General features: G+C 72.7%; 11 protein-coding genes. 5 read left to right on the forward strand and 6 right to left on the reverse strand.

From position 1 onward, the window contains the following. Together AC6EXY_RS31605 and AC6EXY_RS31610 are read right to left on the reverse strand one after the other, a co-directional pair. Positions 1 to 5,097, reverse strand: a 5,097-nt coding sequence (locus AC6EXY_RS31605) for a beta-ketoacyl synthase N-terminal-like domain-containing protein (protein WP_499818807.1), incomplete at its 3' end; no start/stop codon positions are given. Beyond that, on the reverse strand, positions 5,087 to 6,469 hold the full coding sequence (locus tag AC6EXY_RS31610) for a cytochrome P450 (protein WP_101830373.1): 1,383 nt from the start codon (positions 6,467 to 6,469) through the stop codon (positions 5,087 to 5,089). The genes AC6EXY_RS31610 and AC6EXY_RS31605, both read right to left, overlap by 11 nt. Positions 6,470 to 7,173: 704 nt before the next feature. Between AC6EXY_RS31610 and AC6EXY_RS31615 the strand changes: the two genes are divergently transcribed. The 5 genes from AC6EXY_RS31615 (at position 7,174) to AC6EXY_RS31635 (ending at position 14,109) form a co-directional block, all read left to right on the forward strand. After that, positions 7,174 to 8,829: an ABC transporter substrate-binding protein gene (locus AC6EXY_RS31615; RefSeq protein WP_101830372.1), complete on the forward strand. Its 1,656-nt coding sequence runs from the start codon at positions 7,174 to 7,176 to the stop codon at positions 8,827 to 8,829. 2 nt (positions 8,830 to 8,831) lie between these two features. Next, a complete protein-coding gene (locus tag AC6EXY_RS31620) occupies positions 8,832 to 9,773 on the forward strand; it encodes an ABC transporter permease (RefSeq protein ID WP_341477189.1) in 942 nt (313 codons plus the stop codon). Further along, positions 9,770 to 10,642: an ABC transporter permease gene (locus AC6EXY_RS31625; protein WP_101830371.1), complete on the forward strand. Its 873-nt coding sequence runs from the start codon at positions 9,770 to 9,772 to the stop codon at positions 10,640 to 10,642. The genes AC6EXY_RS31620 and AC6EXY_RS31625 overlap by 4 nt, the downstream gene beginning before the upstream one ends. Then, positions 10,639 to 12,633 (forward strand): dipeptide ABC transporter ATP-binding protein, encoded by a 1,995-nt coding sequence (locus tag AC6EXY_RS31630; RefSeq protein ID WP_101830370.1) that lies wholly within the window; start codon positions 10,639 to 10,641, stop codon positions 12,631 to 12,633. Before AC6EXY_RS31625 ends, AC6EXY_RS31630 begins: the two co-directional genes overlap by 4 nt. Before the next feature lie 261 nt (positions 12,634 to 12,894). Then, complete coding sequence (locus tag AC6EXY_RS31635) at positions 12,895 to 14,109, forward strand: glycosyltransferase (protein ID WP_101830369.1); 1,215 nt, start codon at positions 12,895 to 12,897, stop codon at positions 14,107 to 14,109. Between the two features lie 87 nt (positions 14,110 to 14,196). Here the strand turns inward: AC6EXY_RS31635 and AC6EXY_RS31640 are convergent, their stop codons facing one another. From AC6EXY_RS31640 to AC6EXY_RS31655, 4 genes are all read right to left on the reverse strand, one after another. Beyond that, positions 14,197 to 15,576 carry a cytochrome P450 gene (locus AC6EXY_RS31640; protein ID WP_499818808.1) on the reverse strand — a complete coding sequence of 460 codons (1,380 nt, stop codon included), beginning with the start codon at positions 15,574 to 15,576 and terminating at the stop codon, positions 14,197 to 14,199. A gap of 72 nt (positions 15,577 to 15,648) precedes the next feature. After that, complete coding sequence (locus AC6EXY_RS31645) at positions 15,649 to 16,539, reverse strand: glutathione S-transferase C-terminal domain-containing protein (protein ID WP_243407208.1); 891 nt, start codon at positions 16,537 to 16,539, stop codon at positions 15,649 to 15,651. Positions 16,540 to 16,628: 89 nt separating this feature from the next. After that, the gene (locus tag AC6EXY_RS31650) at positions 16,629 to 17,417 is read right to left on the reverse strand and encodes a TauD/TfdA dioxygenase family protein (protein WP_101830367.1); all 789 of its coding nucleotides are present in this window, start codon (positions 17,415 to 17,417) and stop codon (positions 16,629 to 16,631) included. A gap of 247 nt (positions 17,418 to 17,664) precedes the next feature. Beyond that, entirely contained in the window at positions 17,665 to 18,684 is a 1,020-nt protein-coding gene (locus tag AC6EXY_RS31655) for a siderophore-interacting protein (protein WP_499818809.1), read from the reverse strand. Positions 18,685 to 18,928: the final 244 nt, after the last annotated feature.

Here is an 18,928-nt window from a genome sequence, read left to right on the forward strand (position 1 = left end):
TTCGGTGAAGGTGGGGCTGGTGGCGAGGAGGTGGGTGGCCATGCCTGCCCATTGGGAGCCTTGGCCGGGGAAGATGAACACGGGTTGTTCGCTGCCGGGGTGAACATGACCGGTGGTCAGGACGCTGTGTGTGAGGTTCACAACCCCGGGGGTGTGGGGGGTTCCTGGGGTTTCCGGGGGGCTGGTGGTGAGGGTGCTGAGGCCTTCGAGCAGGCCGGTGCGGGTGCCGGCGAGAACGACCGCTCGGTGATCGAACGCGTGCCGCTGCCGCAGGGTGCTACTGACCCCGGTCAACGGCAGATCGGGATTATCGCGCAGCCGCCGGTGAACACGTCGGGCGTGCTCGCGTAGAGCCTCGGGAGTACGAGCGGAAAGCGGAAAGAACAACGGTGGAGTGTCCGCCGTTGCGGCCTCTCCCGCGATGGCCGTGTCTTCCTCGTCGCCCACCGCTTCCGTGTGTTCTGCTGTTCCGGTGGTGGGGGGTTCTTCGAGGATGATGTGGGCGTTGGTGCCACTGATACCGAAGGAGGAGATACCGGCGCGGCGGGGGGTGTCGCGGGGTGGCCAGGGCTGGGGCGTGGTGAGGAGGTGCAGGTTTTCGTGTTCCCAGTCGATGTGGGGGGTGGGGCGCTCGGCGTGGAGGGTGGCGGGGAGGGTGTTGTGGTGGAGAGCTTGGATGATTTTGATGATGCCGGCGACGCCGGCGGCGGCCTGGGTGTGGCCGATGTTGGATTTGAGACTGCCGAGCCAGAGGGGCTGGTTTTCTGGCCGGTGGTGGCCGTAGGTGGCGGTGAGGGCGTGCGCTTCGATGGGGTCGCCGAGGGGTGTGCCGGTGCCGTGGGCTTCGATGACGTCGATGTCGGTGGGGGAGAGCTGGGCGTTGGCGAGGGCCTGGCGGATGACGCGTTCCTGCGAAGGGCCGTTGGGGGCGGTGAGGCCGTTGCTGGCGCCGTCCTGGTTGATGGCGGTGCCGCGGATGACGGCGTGGATCGGATGGTTGTTGGCGATGGCGTCGGTGAGGCGTTCGAGGAGGAGGACGCCGATGCCTTCGGACCAGCCGGTGCCGTTGGCGTCGGCGGAGAACGAACGGCAGCGGCCGTCGGGGGACAGGCCCCGTTGACGGCTGAACTCGATGAACATGCCGGGGCTGGCCATGGTGGTGGCGCCGCTGGCGAGGGCGAGGGTGCTTTCGCCGGAGCGCAGGGACTGGACGGCGAGGTGGATGGCCACGAGGGAGGAGGAGCAGGCGGTGTCGATGGTGACCGCGGGCCCCTCGAACCCGAACACGTACGACACCCGACCTGACGCCACACTGCCCGCGCTACCGGTCAGCAGGTAACCCCCGGCCTGCCCGGCGCCGGCGCCTTCATGGAGGCGCGGCCCGTAGTCCGTGGACATCACCCCGCTGAAGACGCCGGTGGATGTTCCGCGCAGAGTGTCCGGATCGATGCCGGCGTTCTCCAGGGCCTCCCAGCTGGTCTCGAGCAGAAGCCGCTGCTGCGGGTCCATCGCGAGTGCCTCGCGTGGGCTGATCTCGAAGAACTCGGCGTCGAAACCACCGACGTCGCTGAGGAATCCACCGGCGCGGCTGTAGGAGGTACCCGGATGGTCCGGGTCGGGGTCGAACAGGCTGTCCAGATCCCAGCCCCGGTCGGTCGGAAAGTCACCGATCGCCTCGCCGCCGGCCTCGACCAGCCGCCACAGATCCTCCGGCGAGGCGATACCCCCCGGGAAACGGCACGCGATCCCCACCACCGCGATCGGTTCGTCGGCGGACGGTCCGTGGCCCACGGCCTGCCGGGAATCGTCGGTGGCGTCCGTCAGGCCGGCCAGCAGATGCTCGACGAGCCTGCCGGGGGTCGGGTGGTCGAACAGCAGCCCCGCCGGCAGCCGCAGACCTGTCGCGGCGACCAGGCGGTTGCGAAGCTCCGTCGACAGGTGCGAATCCAGACCGAGATCACGGAACGTCCTGGTCAGGTCGGCGACCTGGTCGTCGCCCAGAACTGCGGCCACCTCGGCGAGGACCAGGGTCGCGAGGCGCGTGCGCCGATCACGCTCGGGCACACCCGCGAGTTCGGCCCGCAGGCCGCTCTCGTCGGCGACCCGCCGCTCGGCTTCGTCTGCGGACGGCACTGCGCCGGCGCTTGCCTCGGCGTCCGCGCTGCTGGCGAGGTCCGCATCGTCCGCGAGAAGCGGGCCGTGCGAGAAGCCCGTGCTGCTCGTGCTGCTCGCGCTGCTCGTGCTGCCCGTGCTGCTCGCGCGGCCGGCGGCGCGGTCGTCGTCGGGTGGGGTCGGGGACGGGGCGAGCCAGTGGCGCCGGCGCTGGAACGCGTAGGTGGGCAGGTCGGTGCGGTGGACGGAACGGCCCGCGTAGGCGGGGCGCCAGTCCACCTCAAGCCCGCAGGCGAACGCGTCGGCGGCGGCGACGTGGAACCGTCCCAGGTCGCCCTCGCCGCGTCGCAGCGTCGCGAGCGCGATGCCGTCGACGTCCGCGTCGTCGAGGGTCTCCTGGGTGCCGATGGTCAGCACGGGATGCGTGCTGGACTCGAGGAAGATGCGGTGCCCGTCCACGGCGAGGGCGCGAACCGCCTCCTCGTACCGCACGGTCTGGCGCAGGTTCGTGTACCAGTAGTCGGCGCCGAGCACACTGGTGTCGGTGAGGGCGCCGCCGGTGACCGTCGAGTAGAAGGGCACCTCGGCCGGGTGGGCCACGATGTCGGCGAGGGCGGCGAGCAGCCGTTCGCGGACCGGCTCGACGTAGGGGGAGTGCGACGGATAGCCGACCGGGACGACCCGCGCGAAGATCCCGGCATCCTCGGCGTCCGCGACGAACTCCCGCAGGGCCGCCGACGCCCCCGACACCACCGTCGACCGCGGTCCGTTGACGGCGGCCAGATGCAGCTGGCCGTCCCACCGGCCCAGCCGGGCGGCCACGGCCGAGGCGGACAGCCCGACGGTCGCCATCCCGCCCACCCCGGTGAGGGCGACGAGCGCCTGGCTGCGCAACGCGACGGCCTTCGCCGCGTCGCGCAGGGACAGGACGCCGGCGATGTGCGCGGCGGCGATCTCTCCCTGCGAGTGGCCGACGACCGCCGCCGGTGCCACGCCGTACGCGGCCCACAGCCGGGCGAGGCAGACCATGGCGGCCCACAGCAGCGGTTGCACCACGTCGCTGCGGGAGAGCAGCGCCTCGTCGAGGATCGCGTCGTCCGGTGACCAGTCGACGAACGGGGCGAGCGCGGCGGCGCAGTCGTTCCAGTGCCGCCGGAAGACGTCGGACGCCGGCAGCAGGTCGCGGACCATGCCCACCCACTGCGACCCCTGGCCGGGAAACACCAGGACCGGCCGGTCCGCCGCGTCCAGGGGCCCGCGGGTGATGGAACCGGGGGTGGGCCGCCCGTCGGCGAGCGTGGCGAGGTCCTGGAGAAGGTTCGTGCGGTCGGCGGCGAGGATCGCCATGCGGTGCTCGAACGTCCGCCGGGTGGTGGCCAGGGAGTAGGCGACGTCGGCCAGGTCGGCGTCCGGACGGGCCAGCAGATGGTCCCGCAGGCGCGCGGCCTGCTCGCGCAGCGCCCGCGGCCCACGGCCGGAGATCGGGAAGACCAGCGGCGCGGGGTCGTCCGACGTGAGGACGCCGGCCTGATCCGCCGCGCCGGGATGAGGATCGGCGGGAACCCGCACCGGCGCGGGCACCGCCTCGGACCCGGGCACCGCCTCGGACCCGGGCACCGTCGCTGGCGCCGGCGCCAGCACCGGCCAGGACGCGGGTGCGGGCGCGGGAGCCGCGGAGAGGACCAGATGGCAGTTGGTGCCGCCCATGCCGAAGGAGCTGACCCCGGCGATCAACGGGCCGTCGGTGGGCTCCAGTGCTCGCGTCGCCTCGTTGACCCGCAGGTTCAGCTCGTCCAACGGGATGCGTGGGTTCGGCGTCTGGAAGTGGAGGCTCGCCGGCAGAACGCCCGCGGCGACGCTCAGCACCGCCTTGAGGAGCCCGGCGATGCCGGCGGCGCCCTCCAGATGGCCGATGTTCGTCTTCACCGAGCCGACGAGCAGGGGGGACTCGGCGGGACGGCCACGTCCGAGCACGGCGCCCAGCGCGGCGGCCTCGACCGGATCGCCGACCGGGGTTCCGGTGCCGTGCAGTTCCACGAACCGCACCCGCGCCGGCGCGACCCCGGCGCGCGCGTAGGCGGCGGTCAGCACGTCCTGCTGGGCGCCCTGGCGGGGAACCGTCAGACCCTCGCCGCCGGCGTCGTTGTTGACCGCGCCACCGCGGATGACCGCGTGGATCCGGTCGCCGTCGGCGAGGGCGCGACGCAGCGACTTCAGGGCGACCATGCCCCCGCCCTCGCCCCGCACGTACCCGTTGGCCCGGGCGTCGAAGGTGTGGCAGCGCCCGTCGGGCGACAGCGCGCCGAAACGCTCGGCGCTGAGGAAACCCGCGGCCTCGAGGGTGAGGCTCACCCCGCCGGCGAGGGCGAGCGCGCTCTGCCCGGAGCGGATGCTCTCGCAGGCCAGGTGGACGGCGACCAGGGAGGACGACTGGCCGGAGTCCACCACGAGGCTCGGGCCGGACAGCCCCAGGACGTACGAGACGCGGTTGGCCAGCAGGCTGCGGCTCTGGCCGGTCAGGGTGTGCGGGGTCAGCGCGGCCGGGCCCTGCGCGTGGGCGAGTCTCGCGTAGTCGTCGGCGATGGCGCCGACGAACACCCCGACCGGTCCGGTGTCCTTCTCGGGCCGTGGGGCGCGGGCGTCTTCGAGGACCTCCCAGGCCAGCTCGAGCGCGAGCCGCTGCTGCGGGTCGACCGACCGTGCCTCGCGCGCGGAGACGCCGAAGAAGTCCGCGTCGAAGAGGTCCACGTGTGGCAGGAACCCGCCCCGAAACGGCGTCCCCGCCGTCATCCGCGCCGGGAGGAGACCGTCGGGCTCCGCACGCGAGCGCGGGACCTCGCTCACCGCGTCGACGCCGTCGACCAGCAGCCGCCAGAACGCCTGCGGGGATGCGGCACCCGGCAGGCGGCAGGACAGCCCGATCACGGCCACGGGCTCCCCGGAAGGCTCCGCGGGCGTCTCGCTCAGGTGGGGTTCAGTGCTCATCGCCGTCCCGTTCCTTTCGACCGTGTCCGTCCGTCGCCGCGGGGCGCGAGCGGCCCGCCGCGGGAACCAGCTCCAGGGGGAGATCGACGACCACCGCGTGCTTGTTGCTGGGGGTCCAGGCCACCGGGCCGGTGAGCCGGAGCTCCTCGACCCGGTCGAGCAGCTCCTCGAGCAGGACGCGCAGCTCCAGGCGGGCGAGGTCATCGGCCAGACACGCGTGCGGGCCGGCGCCGAAGCTCAGGTGGGGGTTGGGGTTGCGGCGGATGTCGAACCGGCCGGCGTCGGGGAACACGTCCTCGTCCCGGTTCGCCGACGCCCACCACAGGGTGACCTTCTGCCCGGCCCGGATTCGCACCCCGCGTACGTCGACGTCGGTCCGGGCGGTCCGCCGGTTGTAGGGGTTCGGCGGGGCCCAGCGCAGGATCTCCTCGATCGCGGTGGGCAGCAGTGACCGGTCCGCCCGTAGCGCCCGCCACTGGTCGGGGTGCTCGGCGAGCGCCAGGACGCCGCTCGCGGCCGTGTTGCGCGGCTGCTCGACGCCGGTCAGGAACAGCAGGTTGAGATTGGCGACGCGATCGTGGTCGGACAGCGGCGGCTCCTCGGCGTGCTCGGCGAGCTCGGCGGTGGCGAGCACCGAGGCCACCCCGGCCACGGGCTGGGCGCGCCGCGCCGCGAGCAGTCCGCCGCAGTACTCGGCGATGCCGAGGCCGATCGCCCGCGACTCGTCGTCGACGGCGCCGGTGCGGCGGTTGACCAGTCCGGCGACCGCGTCGGTCCAGCCGGTCAGGGTGGGCCAGTCGGTGCGCGGAGCGCCGAGCAGCAGCGCCACCGCGTCGGTCGCGTACGGCCCGGCGACGTCCGCCGCGAAGTTGCCCGAGCCGCGCTCGAGGGCCGCCCGCACCCGCCGCGCGGCCAGCCGGCGCAGCTCGGGTTCCAGCGCGGCGGCGGCGTACCGGTCGAACGAGGGCTCCAGCAGGTCCCGAACGAGCGCGTGGCGAGGGTCGTCGGTCATCCCGATCAGGACGCCGGCGTGCACACCGACCGGCAGGTCGTCGAGATGGGTACCGCCGCCGGAGCGGCCACCGCCGCCCTGGGAGGAGAAGACGGGATCGGCCGCGGCGGCGGCGATGTCGGCGTGGCGGGTCAGCACCCAGAACCCCTCGCCGTCCACGGAGATCCCCGGCGGGTGGAACAGGATCGGCGCCTGCGCCCGCAGCCGGGCGAGGACGTCGTAGGGGATGCCGTCGGCGAAACCCGCGGAGTCCGTCAGGTCGACGCCGCCGAGCACGGGCGGCAGCCCGGGTGGGGCATCGACGGCGGCCGCCGTGACGGTCTCGCCGCCTGGGCGGGAGACAGGTTCGGTCGTGCTCATGTGGCGAGCCCCTTCGGCTGGGGAGCGGAAGCCGGACCGGCCCCGGCACGGGACTGGTCGTGCCCGGGGGCACCTCCGGCGGTGACGGCGTCCGGCGTTCTCCGACCGTGGGACCGGGGGGCGGACAGCCGGGCAGCGGCCTTCGTCGACCGGTGCCCCGAGGTGCGAAGGAAAGCAGTCTCGGTGCTTTCCTTTCCGCACTGCCAGACGGATCTGACGCTAGGCGGGGGCAACCCCTATCGCCAACCCCAGCACGCCTCTGGGGCACCCCTGTCTGCCCGAATATCTCGGGTTATGGTGGCAGCGCTGTTTCAGATCAGCAATATTTCCCGGGTTGCCGATGGAAACTGTGATCTGCATCATAAGTGAGCCGGTTCCCCTGATGTGGAGCTCGCCGTTACGATCGGCGCCATGTTCGCCGGAAGAGTATTTCCCGCCCCGGTCCACCGCACCGAGCTGGTCGTCGGGCCCTGTGCGGGGTGTACTCGCTGACCGCCTCCCGTTAATCGGCGCGGTCCATTCTCCCGCCGGAATTCCGTACCGGCGGGTTCTCGGAAGCCCCGGTCCTCCGGCTCTCGCGGGCAGGGGTTGCGCCTGACCCTGCGCGCCGCTGTCCCCTGATTTTCTGTCGTCTGCACGACTTCGCCTCGCGGTTTACCGGACGGCTCTCCGCCTCTGCTCCCGCGGCCCTTTGGAGTGGCTGTATGCGCTTTACCCGAACCCGGCATCGACTCCTGCTGCTCGTCGTCGTCGCCCTGACGGCGTTCGCCGCGTGTGGCTCCTCCGGCGGCGGCTCGACCGCGGGCCAGGCCTCCGGCCGCCCCGTCAGCGGCGGCTCGCTGACCTTCGCCACCGACACCGAGCCGATCAACTTCGACATCCACGTGAGCCCGCAGGACGTCACGGCGCTCATCCAGCGCAACGTGTTCGACTCGCTCGTCTACCAGGACTCCAAGGGCGCGTTCCACCCCTGGCTGGCCGAGTCCTGGGAGACCGCGCCGGACCTGAGGAGCTACACCTTCCACCTGCGCACGGGAGTGCGGTTCAGCGACGGGACCGCGTTCGACGCCGAGGCGGTGAAGCTGAACTTCGAGCACGTCGTGGCCAAGACGACCAAGTCCCAGTTCGCGGCGAGCCTGCTGGGCCCCTACACGGGCACCGAGGTGATCGACCCGACCACGGTGAAGGTCAGCTTCTCCCAGCCGTTCGCGCCGTTCCTGCAGGCGGCCAGCACCGCCTACCTGGGCTTCTACTCGCCCAAGGCGCTCGCCGAGAACGCCGGCAAGCTCAGCGCCGGCGGGCCGGTGGACGTCGGGACCGGTCCCTTCCTGTTCAGCAGCTACACCAAGGGCCAGAGCGTCGTGCTCACCCGCAACCCGGCCTACGCCTGGGCGCCGAAGGGCGCCGGGCACTCCGGCCCGGCCTACCTCGACCGGCTGACCATCCGGTTCCTGCGGGAGAACTCGGTGCGGGTCGGCGCGCTCAACAGCGGGCAGATCGACGTCGCCGGCTCGCTGCCGCCGGCGAACGTGAAGGCCGTCGAGGCGAACCGATCCCTGCAGGTGCTGCGCCGGGACGCGTCCGGCGGCAACTACAACATCTACCCCAACACCACCCGCGGGCCGCTGACCGACGAGCGGGTCCGCAAGGCGCTGCAGCAGGGCATCAACATCGACCAGAACGTGCGGACCGTGTACTTCGGCCAGTACAAGCGGGCCTGGAGCCCCGTCGGCGCGCTCACGCCGTCCTACAACCCGGCGCTGGTCGGCACCTGGCCCTATGACGCGGCGAAGGCCAACCGGCTGCTCGACGAGGCGGGCTGGACCGGCCGGGACGCCGGCGGCTACCGGACGAAGGACGGCAAGCGGCTCAGCCTGCGCTGGCCGATCGTTCCCTCGCTGGTGCGCGAGCAGCGCGACATCCTGGGCCAGGCCATCCAGGAGGACCTTCACAAGATCGGTGTCGAGATCGTGCGGCCGAGCCTGGACGCCGGTACCTACATCGACGCGATCTACTCCGGCGACTACGACCTGCTCGACCTGAGCTGGGCCCGCTTCGAGCCGGACGTGCTGCGCCTGGCCTTCCACTCGAAGAGCACCGCCGCCAACGGCGGCCAGAACGCGTCCTACTTCAACGACCCGGACGTCGACCGGTGGACCGTGACCGGCGAGGGGACGTTCGACACGTCGGTTCGCAATGACGTCTACGCGAAGACCCAGCAGCGGGTGATCGAGCGCGCGGCGGTCATTCCGGTGTACACCCCGAGCTACATCGTCGGTGCGGCCTCGTATGTGCGGGACCTGACCTTCGACACCAACGCCTGGCCCCGGTTCTACGACGTCTGGCGGGACAAGAAGTGATCGTGCGCCTGCTGTCGGGCGTGGCGAAGCGGCTTCTCGCCGCGGTGGTGGTGATGGTCGGCGCGGCGACGCTCGCCTTCGGCGCGCTGCACCTGATTCCCGGGGACCAGGTGTCGATCCTGCTCGGCCCGAACTCGGCGGCCTCTCCGGAGGTACGCGCGCAGATCAGGTCCGACTACGGTTTCGACCGGCCCCTGGTGGTGCAGTACGCGCAGTACCTCTCGAATGTGGTGCGAGGCCGGCTGGGCGAGTCCTATCAGCAGAATCAGCCGGTCTCGGCGCTCATCGGTGGTCAGGTGTGGCCGACGCTGCAGCTGGCCGCGGCCGCGCTGGGTCTCGCCCTCGTCATCGCGGCGGTGTCCGCGGTGGCGACGGCAGGCCGGCGGCCCGCGTGGCGTTCCCTCGCCTCGGCGTGGGAACTGGTGGCCGTCTCCACGCCGGCGTTCTGGACCGGGCTGCTGCTGCTCACCGCCTTCTCCTTCCAGCTCCACGTCTTCCCGGTAGCAGGCGCACAGGACCTGCGCTCGCTGGTGTTGCCCGCCTTGGCGCTGGCGCTGTCGCTGGCCGGAGTACTCGGCCAGGTGCTGCGGGAGGGACTGGAGACGGCGCTGCGCCAGCCGTTCGCGACCACCGCGCGCGCCCGGGGGCTCAGCCAGCTCGCGGTGACCACCCGGCACGCGTTCCGGCACGCGGCGGTGCCGTTGCTGACCCTGGCCGGCTGGCTGACCGGCACGCTGGTCGGCGGGGTCGTCGCGGTCGAGACGGTGTTCGGCCGGCCCGGGATCGGCGCGCTGATCCTGCTCGCGGTGAGCACCAAGGACATGCCCGTGGTGATGGGGATCGTGCTGCTGTGCGGGCTGATCTTCGTCGTGACCTCGCTGCTGGTCGACCTGCTCGCCGTGGTGGTCGATCCCCGGCTGCGCGCCGAGGCGGTGGCGGTGTGAGGACCGTCGACGCCTCGCCGCGGGTCCTGGCGGTGCGGGCCGCCGGGGCCCGCCGCCGTCTCGCCGACGTGCCGGTCCCGGTGCTGGTGGCGGCGGTGGTGCTCGCCGTGGCGGTCGTGGTGGTGCTCGCGCCCGGGCTGGTCGCCGGTTCGCCGACGCGGACCGACCCGGTCCAGGCGCTGCGGGGACCGAGCTGGAAGCACCTGTTCGGCACCGACCAGCTCGGCCGCGACACGTTCAGCCGGGTCGCCTACGGGGCCCGGCCGTCCCTGCTGCTCGGCTGCGGTGCGACCGCCGTCTCGGTCGCCGGCGGCGTGCTGCTCGGTCTCGCCGCCGGGTTCAGCGGCCGCGTCGGCGACCAGGTCCTGATGCGGGTGACCGACATGGTGCTCGCACTGCCGCCGCTGCTCGTCGCGCTGGTGGTGATCGCGGTCCTCGGCTCGGGCACGGTCAACGTCCTCGTCGCGATCGGGGTCGCGTTCGTCCCGCCGTACGCCCGGATGGTCCGCGCGGAGGTGATGCTCGTGCGGCGCTCGGGCTACGTCGAGGCGGCGGTGGGACTGGGACTTCGGCGCCGGGTGCTGGTGGTCCGGCACGTCCTGCCGAACGCGCTCGGCCCGCTGCTGGTGCTCGCGACGGTCGGCTTCGGCACCTCGCTGATCTACGCCTCGTCGCTGAGCTTCCTCGGACTGGGGACGAGACCGCCCGCGCCGGAATGGGGAGCCATGCTCTCGGAGAGCCGCGACTTCCTCTCGAGTGCCTGGTGGATCGGCCTGTTCCCGGGCCTGGCCGTCACCACCGCCGTCGTCGCCATCAACGTCGTCGGCCGGCATCTGCAGGCCACCTTCACCGGGAGGACGCGGCGATGACCACCACCGAGGACGACGGCCGGCGGACCCGACCCGCCCCGCGCCCGCATCCTGATGCGGGCGCCGACCAGGACCAGCGGCTCGTCGTCGACGGCCTGGAGGTGTCCTTCGGGCAGCGGGGCCGGCAGGTGCACGCCGTGCGCGGCGTGTCGTTCACGATCGACCCCGGTCGGACGCTGGCACTCGTCGGCGAGTCCGGCTCGGGCAAGAGCGTCACCGCCAGGACGATCATCGGCCTGGCCGGCGACCGGGCGAACGTCACCGCCCGGGACCTGTCCTTCGGCGGTCAGGACCTGACGGCGCTGAGCCCGGCCCAGTGGCGCGCGGTGCGCGGCGGGCGCATCGCGCTGATCCTGCAGGACGCGCTGGTCTCGCTGGACCCCCTGCGCACCGTCCGTGCCGAGATCGCGGAGACCCTGCGCACGCATAGGACGGTCCCCCGCGCCCAGATCGACGAGCGGGTGCACTCGCTGCTGGCCGAGGTCGGTATCCCCGACCCGCACCGGCGGGCCCGCCAGCGTCCGCACGAGCTCTCCGGCGGTCTGCGCCAGCGCGCGCTGATCGCGTCCGCGATCGCCGCCGGACCACGGCTGCTCATCGCCGACGAGCCGACGACCGCGCTGGACGTCACCGTCCAGGTCCAGGTCCTGGACCTGCTGGGACGGCTGACGGACGCCGGCTCGTCCCTCCTGCTGATCAGCCACGATCTCGCCGTGGTCGCCCGCCTCGCCGACGAGATCGCCGTCATGTACGCCGGGCTCATCGTCGAGCGGGGAACGCCCGGCCAGGTTCTCGACGAGCCGCACCACCCCTACACCCGGGCGCTGATCGACGCGGTCCCGTCGCTGCACGCCCGCGGCACGCGGCTGTCCACCACCGCGGCGACCGGCTCGGACCTCGACCTGGCCGGCCCTGGATGTCCGTACGCCGCCCGCTGCCGGCTGGCCGACGACCGGTGCCGCACGTTGCGGCCAGCCCTGGCCGAGGCGGGCCCCGGGCATCAGGTGGCGTGCTGGCATCCGGTGAGCGCCGACGCGCCGCTCGTCCTGCTCCCGCCCGCGCCCCGCCGTCCCGCCGGCAGCGATGTCATCGCCGCTGGCGAAGCGGCCGCCATCAGTGAAGCGGTCGCCGTCAGCGGTACGGTCCGTGGCGACTCGCCGCGCGCCCTCGCGGGTCCCGGGCCGGCGGAACCCGCGCGCGCGGGCCGGGACGAGAGCGACGTCCTCCTGCGCGTCGACGGGCTGGGCAAGCGTTTCCGCGCGCCGGACGGGACCTGGCATGAGGCGGCGCGGGACGTCACGTTCGCGCTGCCCGCCGGCCGGACCCTGGGCCTGGTCGGCGAGTCCGGATCGGGGAAGACGACGACGGCCAGGATGGTGCTCGGCGCCCTGGAGCCGGACGAGGGCACCGTCTGGTTCGCGGGCCAGCGGTGGAACGGCCAGGGCGTCGCCGAGAAGAGCCGCCGCCCGCACCGCCGCCGCGTGCAGGCCGTCTACCAGGATCCGCTCGGGTCGTTCGACCCGCGGTTCACGGTGGAGCGGCTCGTCGCGGAGGCCGTCGCCGTCGCCGGCGTGCCGCGTGGCCCTGCGCGGCGGGCCCGGGTGGTCGACCTGCTCGACACCGTGGGCCTCAGCGCGCGCCTGCTCGACCGGCGCCCGCTGGAGCTGTCCGGCGGCCAGCGGCAGCGGGTCGCCCTCGCGCGGGCCATCGCCCCCGAGCCGGATCTGCTCGTCTGCGACGAACCCGTCTCGGCGTTGGACGTGTCCATCCAGGCCCAGATCCTCGACCTGCTCGCCGATCTGCAGGCCGGGTTCGGCCTCGCGGTGCTGTTCATCTCGCACGATCTCGGAGTGATTCGGCACGTCAGTGACCGCGTCCTGGTGATGAAGGACGGGCGGACCGTCGAGGCGGGGGAGGCCGAGCAGGTCCTCACCGCCCCCGCCCACGACTACACCCGCACGCTGCTGGCGTCCGCGGGGATACGCCCGTGAGCGTTGGATGCCGGTGCGGTCACGCGGATCCTCGCGCGCCCTGACCAGGATCGCCCGCGGCGCCCCGCTCCCCATGCCGCCGCGGCGTCGGGCAGAAGACAGTCAGGCTGACGGCGGGCGCGCTGGATCCCCTGTTCGGTGAACCATCATCGGCGGTGTGGTCGGTCGGTCTGACCGGCGCATGCCCGCCCGACGGCGGGGTCGCTGACCGTTCCGGCGCTGCGCGCTGGCGGTCGTCCGTCGCTCGCCGGGGAGCTGTCGATGCGGATCCTGTTCACCGCCTGCCCGTTGTTCGGTCACGTCAACACCCTGCTGCCACTCGCACTGGCCGCCCAGCGCGCCGGACATGAGGTCGCCGTCGCCACCGGCGCCGACCTGGGGGCGCGGGTGGCGCGCCGCGGCCTGGCCACCTGGCCCGTCGGGCCCACCGGCGCCGAAGCGGGAACGCCCAGCTCGCCGGCCTACTTCTGGCACACCGCCCACCAGCGCGCCGCCGACCTGCTCCCCCTCGTCGACACCTGGGGGCCCGACCTCGTCGTCTCCGAGGAGCTCGAGTTCGCCGGGGCCGTCGTCGCGGCCCGCGGCGGCCTGCGCCACGTCGTCCACGGGCTGGGTATCGCCGCGGCCGGCGACTGGTCGATGTTCGCCGCCAGCGTCGACGAGCTCGGGCGGCAGTGGGAGGTGTCCGGGCTCGCGCAGATGCGCCGCGCCGCGCCGTACCTGTCGATCTGCCCGCCCAGCCTGGCGCCGCAGGATCCCCCGGAGGGCGGGGTGCGGCGGCTGCGCCCCGGGCTCGGCGAGCCCGCCGCGGGGGAGGGGTTGCCCGCGTCGCTCGACGCGCTGCCGCATGAGCGAACCGTGCACCTCACCCTGGGCACGGTGTTCCACCAGCTCCGGCCAGGCCTGCTGGACGCGGCCGTCGCCGGTCTGCGTGACCTGCCGGCCAACCTGGTCGTCACGGTCGGACCCGGCGTGGACCCCGAACACCTCGGGCCGCAGCCGCCGCATGTCCTGGTCGAGCGGTACCTGCCGCACGCGCTGCTGCTGCCGCGCTGCGACGTCGTCGTCTCGCAGGGCGGCGCCGGGATCCTGCTCGGCGCGCTGGCCCACGGCCTGCCGCAGTTGGTCCTGCCCCAGGCCGCCGACCAGTTCGCGAACGCCGCAGCGGTGGGTGGGGTCGGCGCCGCCCTCGTGCTGGAAGGTTCCGCGGCCACCCCGTCCGCGATCTGCGAAGCGGTGAACGCGCTGCTCACGAACCCTCGCTACGTCATCGCGGCCCGCGCCCTCGCTGCCGAGATCGACGCGATGCCAGGCCCCGATGACGCACTCGCCTCGATCGAGTCAGGGGTCGCTACTCACCAGGTCGCGCGCGACATCGGCTCCGCGCCACACCCTACGTGTGATCGACGAGCCGGCATGGTCCGGCGGGATGGACTCGCCCGCGGAAAGGTCGTCGTCGAGGTGGCTCCGTCGTGACCGGCTTCCGCGCATCCCGGCACGGCCGGCCTTCGGAGGTCCGTCGGCCGGCACGGCCGGCCATCGGAGGTCCGTCGCGCCCGCTGATCACGGGCCGGCCGGCGGCTCCGGTGACGTTCGCTTCGGCGTTTCGGCCGGTTCCAGACGAACGGGCAGACCGTCGCGGGGAACGGGCAGCGGGAACCGGTCGAGGGAGAGGCGGTAGCCGTCGGGCAGGCTCCAGCGGCGGCGCAGGAGCAGCTGGTGCAGGACGGCCTTGATCTGCTGGCCGGCGAAATGCAGGCCGATGCAGGTATGCGGGCCACCGCCGAACGGCTGCCAGGCGTAGGGATGGATCTTGTCCTCGCGGCGGTGGGCGGCGAACCGCTCGGGGTCGAATCGCTCCGGGTCCGGCCAGTACTCCCGCATCTGATGGGTGAAACCGGGGATGGCGGCGACGAGAGAATCGGCGGGAACGCGCACGCCGAGCACGTCGACGTCACGCGCCGCCTTGCGCACGAGAATCGGCACGGGGGTGATGAGCCGCAGCGATTCCCGCATGACCTGATCCAACGCGGTCAGTCGTCCGAGGTCCCCGTAGCCGAGCATGTCCGCGCCGAGTGCACGCGACTCCCGCCGGCAGGCGTCCTGCCACGCCGGATACCGGGCCAGGAAGTACATCATGCTGGTCATCGTGCCCGTCGACGTGTCATGCGCCGCGGCCATCATGAGGATCATGTGGTTGACGACGTCCTCGTCGTCGAGCGCGTTGCCGTCCTCGTCGCGCGCGTGGCACAGGCGGCTGAACAGGTCGGGACCGTCCGCCGCCCGCCGCACCGGCACCAGCGGCCGCAGGAACTCCTCCAACCGCCGCCGGGCCGCGAGTCCCCGCGACCAGCGCAACCCCGGGACCGGCACCCGCACCACCGACGCCGCCGCGCGCAGGCAGTCGTACAGCGCCCCGTTGAAACGATCGGCCGCCGGCCCGATCTGTTCCCCCATGAAGATCTCGATGGCGATCTGAAGGGTCAGCCTCTTCATGGCGGGATAGACCCGGAACGCCGGATCCGGCTGCCAGCCGGCGAGACCGCGGGCGATGGCCGGATTCATGGTGGTCAGGTAGCCGCGCAGGCGCTCCGGCGTGAAGGCCGCGGCGACGATGCGGCGATGATGGCGGTGCTCGTCGAAATCGAGCATCGTCAGCCCGCGGCGGAAGAAGGGACCGGCGAGCAGCTCCTGGCCCGGACCATTGGCGAAGGCCGAGTCCTGGTTGCGCAGGGCCACGCCGGTGGCGTCCGGGCCGAGCAGGGTCACCACCCGAAGGCCGAACGTGCGCTCCCAGGACACCGGCCCGTACCGGTCATAACGCCGCCGCCAGTGCGGCGCCGGGTCGCGCAGATAGCGCAGCGTGTACCCGAGCAGGGGCGGCCCGCCGCTGCCCGGAATGGCATCTGCCCGCACGCCGACGACGGTAGCAGCGGTGGGCATCACCAGGAGTGAAATCCGCCGGCGGGTGACCCGCGGACGTGCTCGCCCTCGCCCTCGCCCTCGTCCCCCGGGCTACGCGGCCGGCGGGGTGTTCCAGCCGGGAAGCAGGGCGGCCGCGTCGGCGAAGGTGCGGACGTCGGTCGTCGCCTGGAATGCGGGCAGTTGGTAGAGGCGGCGGGCGTAGGCCCACAGGTTCGGGTAGTCGGACAGAGGCGGAAGACGGTCCAGGTCGTGTGCGCGGCCGCGGTAGCGGACCAGAGAGACCCACAGGCGCAGGTCCGCCTCGGTGAGCTGGCCGCCGACCAGGTGGTGGGCGTCGGCGAGGCGGGTGTCGAGCCGGGCGAACGCGTCGAGCAGCGCCGCGCGGGCCGCGTCGTCACGGGTGGCCCGGTGGGCGCCGCGGTTGATCGCCGGGCCGATCCAGGCGTCGAGCTCGGCGATCTCGACGCGCAGGTGCTCGGGATAGGTGTCGGCGCCGGTCGACCAGGCACCGAACTGGGTGGCGATGTCGATGCCGAGGGTGACGAAGTCGTTGCTCACGACCCGGCGGGTCTCGCGGTCCCACAGCGTCGGCACCGACACGTGGCCGTCGAATCCGGGCTCGGTGGCCTCGTAGGCGTCGCGCAGCAGGAGGAAGCCGTTCACCGGGTCCGGGCCGTTGGTCTCGCGGAACGCCCAGCCGCGGGCGTCCCGGCTGTTGTCGACGTAGGACACGCTGATCACGTCGTCCAGCCCGTGCAGCGCGAGCTGCAGGGTGACCCGCTGAGCCCAGGGGCAGAACCAGCCGGAGTACAGGTGGTACCGCCCCGGCTCGGCCCGGTAGCCGCTCGATCCGTCCGCGGTGAGCCGCCCGGCGAACCGGTACAGCGGCCGCGGGTCCGCGGGGTCCTGCCTGATCGTGTACTCGCCGTACGTGGCGACGTCGGTGGGGCTGGCATAGAGGGTGCTCGCCGTCCGGGACACAGCCGTTGTCCTCCTTGGTCGTGCACCCATGGCCGTCTCGCCGCGGGTGCACGAATGCGAATGTCTCAGTGCCTGTCCTGAACTCAGGGTCAGCCGCCGATGACCTTGCGGTAGACGCGCGGTCCGTCGTAGTCGTTCACCGCGTAGTGCCAGGCGGCCTGGTTGTCCCAGATCACGAAGTCGCCCGGCGCCCAGCCGAAGCTCACCGTGTGATTGGGCGAGGAGGCGTGCGCCAGCAGGAACGGCAGCAGGGCCTCGCCCTCGGCCTTGCCGACGCCGGTCAGGCGCAGCGCGCTGGAACTGAGCAACAGGCCCTTGCGACCGGTGTGCCGGTGGGTGCGCACGACCGGATGCTCGACGGTCTCGGTCACCGGCGGCCGGTCGTAGGTCCCGTCTCCCGGGTAGGCGCTGTAGACGGCGCTGACCGATTCCAGCAGCGTCCTGAAGGGCTCGGACAGGCTGTCGTAGGCGGCCTGCAGGTCGGCCCACAGGGTGTGGCCACCCACCTGGGGAACCACCTGGTAGGTCAGGGATTCAAGGGCGAACGGCGGGGTGCGCCACGTGCCGCCGACGTGCCATGCCGAGGCCGCGCCGGCCTTCTCCAGGTCGAAGGTGTAGACGAGGCGGTTGTCCGCGTGGCGGTGCAGCCACCGCGGATGGTCGAACGGCTCGTCGAAAATCCGGACGGCGCGCACGTGCGCGTCCGGGGAAAGATGCTGGCCGCGGAACACCAGAACCTTGTGCTTCCAGAAGTCCGCGCGCAGGGCTTCCCTCGTGGCGTCGTCGACCTCGGTCGTGAGGTCGACGCCGACGATCTCGGCGCCGAGGACCGGACTGGCCGGACGGATCTCGTAGGACGCGGTACGGACGGCGGTCATGGCGGCTCCTCCGGGCCGGGCGGCTACTCCATCCGAGAAAGGATAACTCCACAATACCGGTCGGCAAGGTTGACACGGATATGTCGCGAGGGCGTGTGGTCGCCGTCAGAATCGGGAAACAGGCTGGACGTGGATCGGCAGTAAACCGCCCTGTTCGGAATGCTGGGGGATGCCAGGTTCACGGCTGGGTGGCTGTGGCGGAGGTGTGGGTTTTCATCCGGCGACGGCAGGGGCGGAAGGCCCCTCCTCAGCCAAGGCCCAGGTCCTCCAGGACGGCCGGATCGGTGATGTCCCGGCCCGCGGCGACCGCCTCGGTGTAGCGGCGGGTGGTGTCGGCGTCCATCTCGTCGAAGCTGGCGCCGCGCTTCCAGTAGGCGGCCGCGCGTAGCTGCGGACGGCGGACCCCGAGCTCGCCGAGCACCACCCGGCGGATCTGCCGGACCTCGCTCGCCTCCGCGCCGATCCAGGCCGTCGCCGCGTTTCCCGGCCGGGGCAGCGCGCGCACCGCGTCGACCAGACCGCCGGCGGGCACCCAGCGCACGTCGTCTCCTGGCCGGGCGGGCAGGAGCGGGCGGTCACCGGCGGCTGCGCCACTGATCACCGCGATGGCAGGTCGTGCGGACGGCAGGGCGGCCAGGATCGCCGCGACGGCGGGCAGCCCGCTGAGATCGGCGGCGAGGATCAACGGCCCGGTCTCGCCGTCAGTGCCGCCCCCGCTGCGGCCCGCACCCGCCGCGCGCTGGCCCTCGCTGGCTCCGACACCCGCGTCCCCGACACCCGCGTCCCCGACATCCGCGTCCCCTACACCCGCGTCCCCGACATCCGCGTCCCCTACACCCGCGTCCCCGTTTAGGTGCGCCGTCCCGTCTCCATCCGCGCCGGGGACGAACTCGACGCGCATGCCGATGATCCGCACGGACTCGCCGCCGCCGAGGCCGTCCAGCCAGCGCCCGGCGAGGCCGCCGTCGTGGACGTGGACGTCGAAGGTCAGCCGGTTCGCCGCCGGGTCGAAGGTGCGCACGGTGAACGCCCTCGACGTTTCCGCACCGCCGGACCCGTCTCCTGGCAGCCCCGCCGGCGCCGGGAACAGCCGGAACGCGTCGGCCGGCATCGGGTCGGTGTAGGCGGCCAGTCCGTCGCCGACCGCTGTCACCCGGCGAAAGGACGGCGAGACCGTGGCCACCGACTCGATCTGGATCATGGTCTGGATCGTGCGGGTGGAGCGGTCGGCGCTGACGGTGCGAATCGCCTCTCGCAGGGTTGCCATCGATCAACCTCCCGAACGGCATGGTTAGGTAAGGAAAACCTAATGCATGACGGGTGGTCGGTGAACCGGGAACGCGGACCCGCCGGCCGTGCCCCCCGGCGGGCGCTTACGTGGAGAGGGTTGAATTCTGCTGCCGACTGGCCGCCGGTTAGCGCCAGTGAGCGCTGTATAATGGTGGGGTGAATCTCAAGGAGTGGGCTGCGGCGAACGGGGTCGGGTACTCGACCGCCCGTCAGTGGTTCCT

The sequence above is a fragment of the Frankia sp. RB5 genome (genome assembly GCF_059816245.1).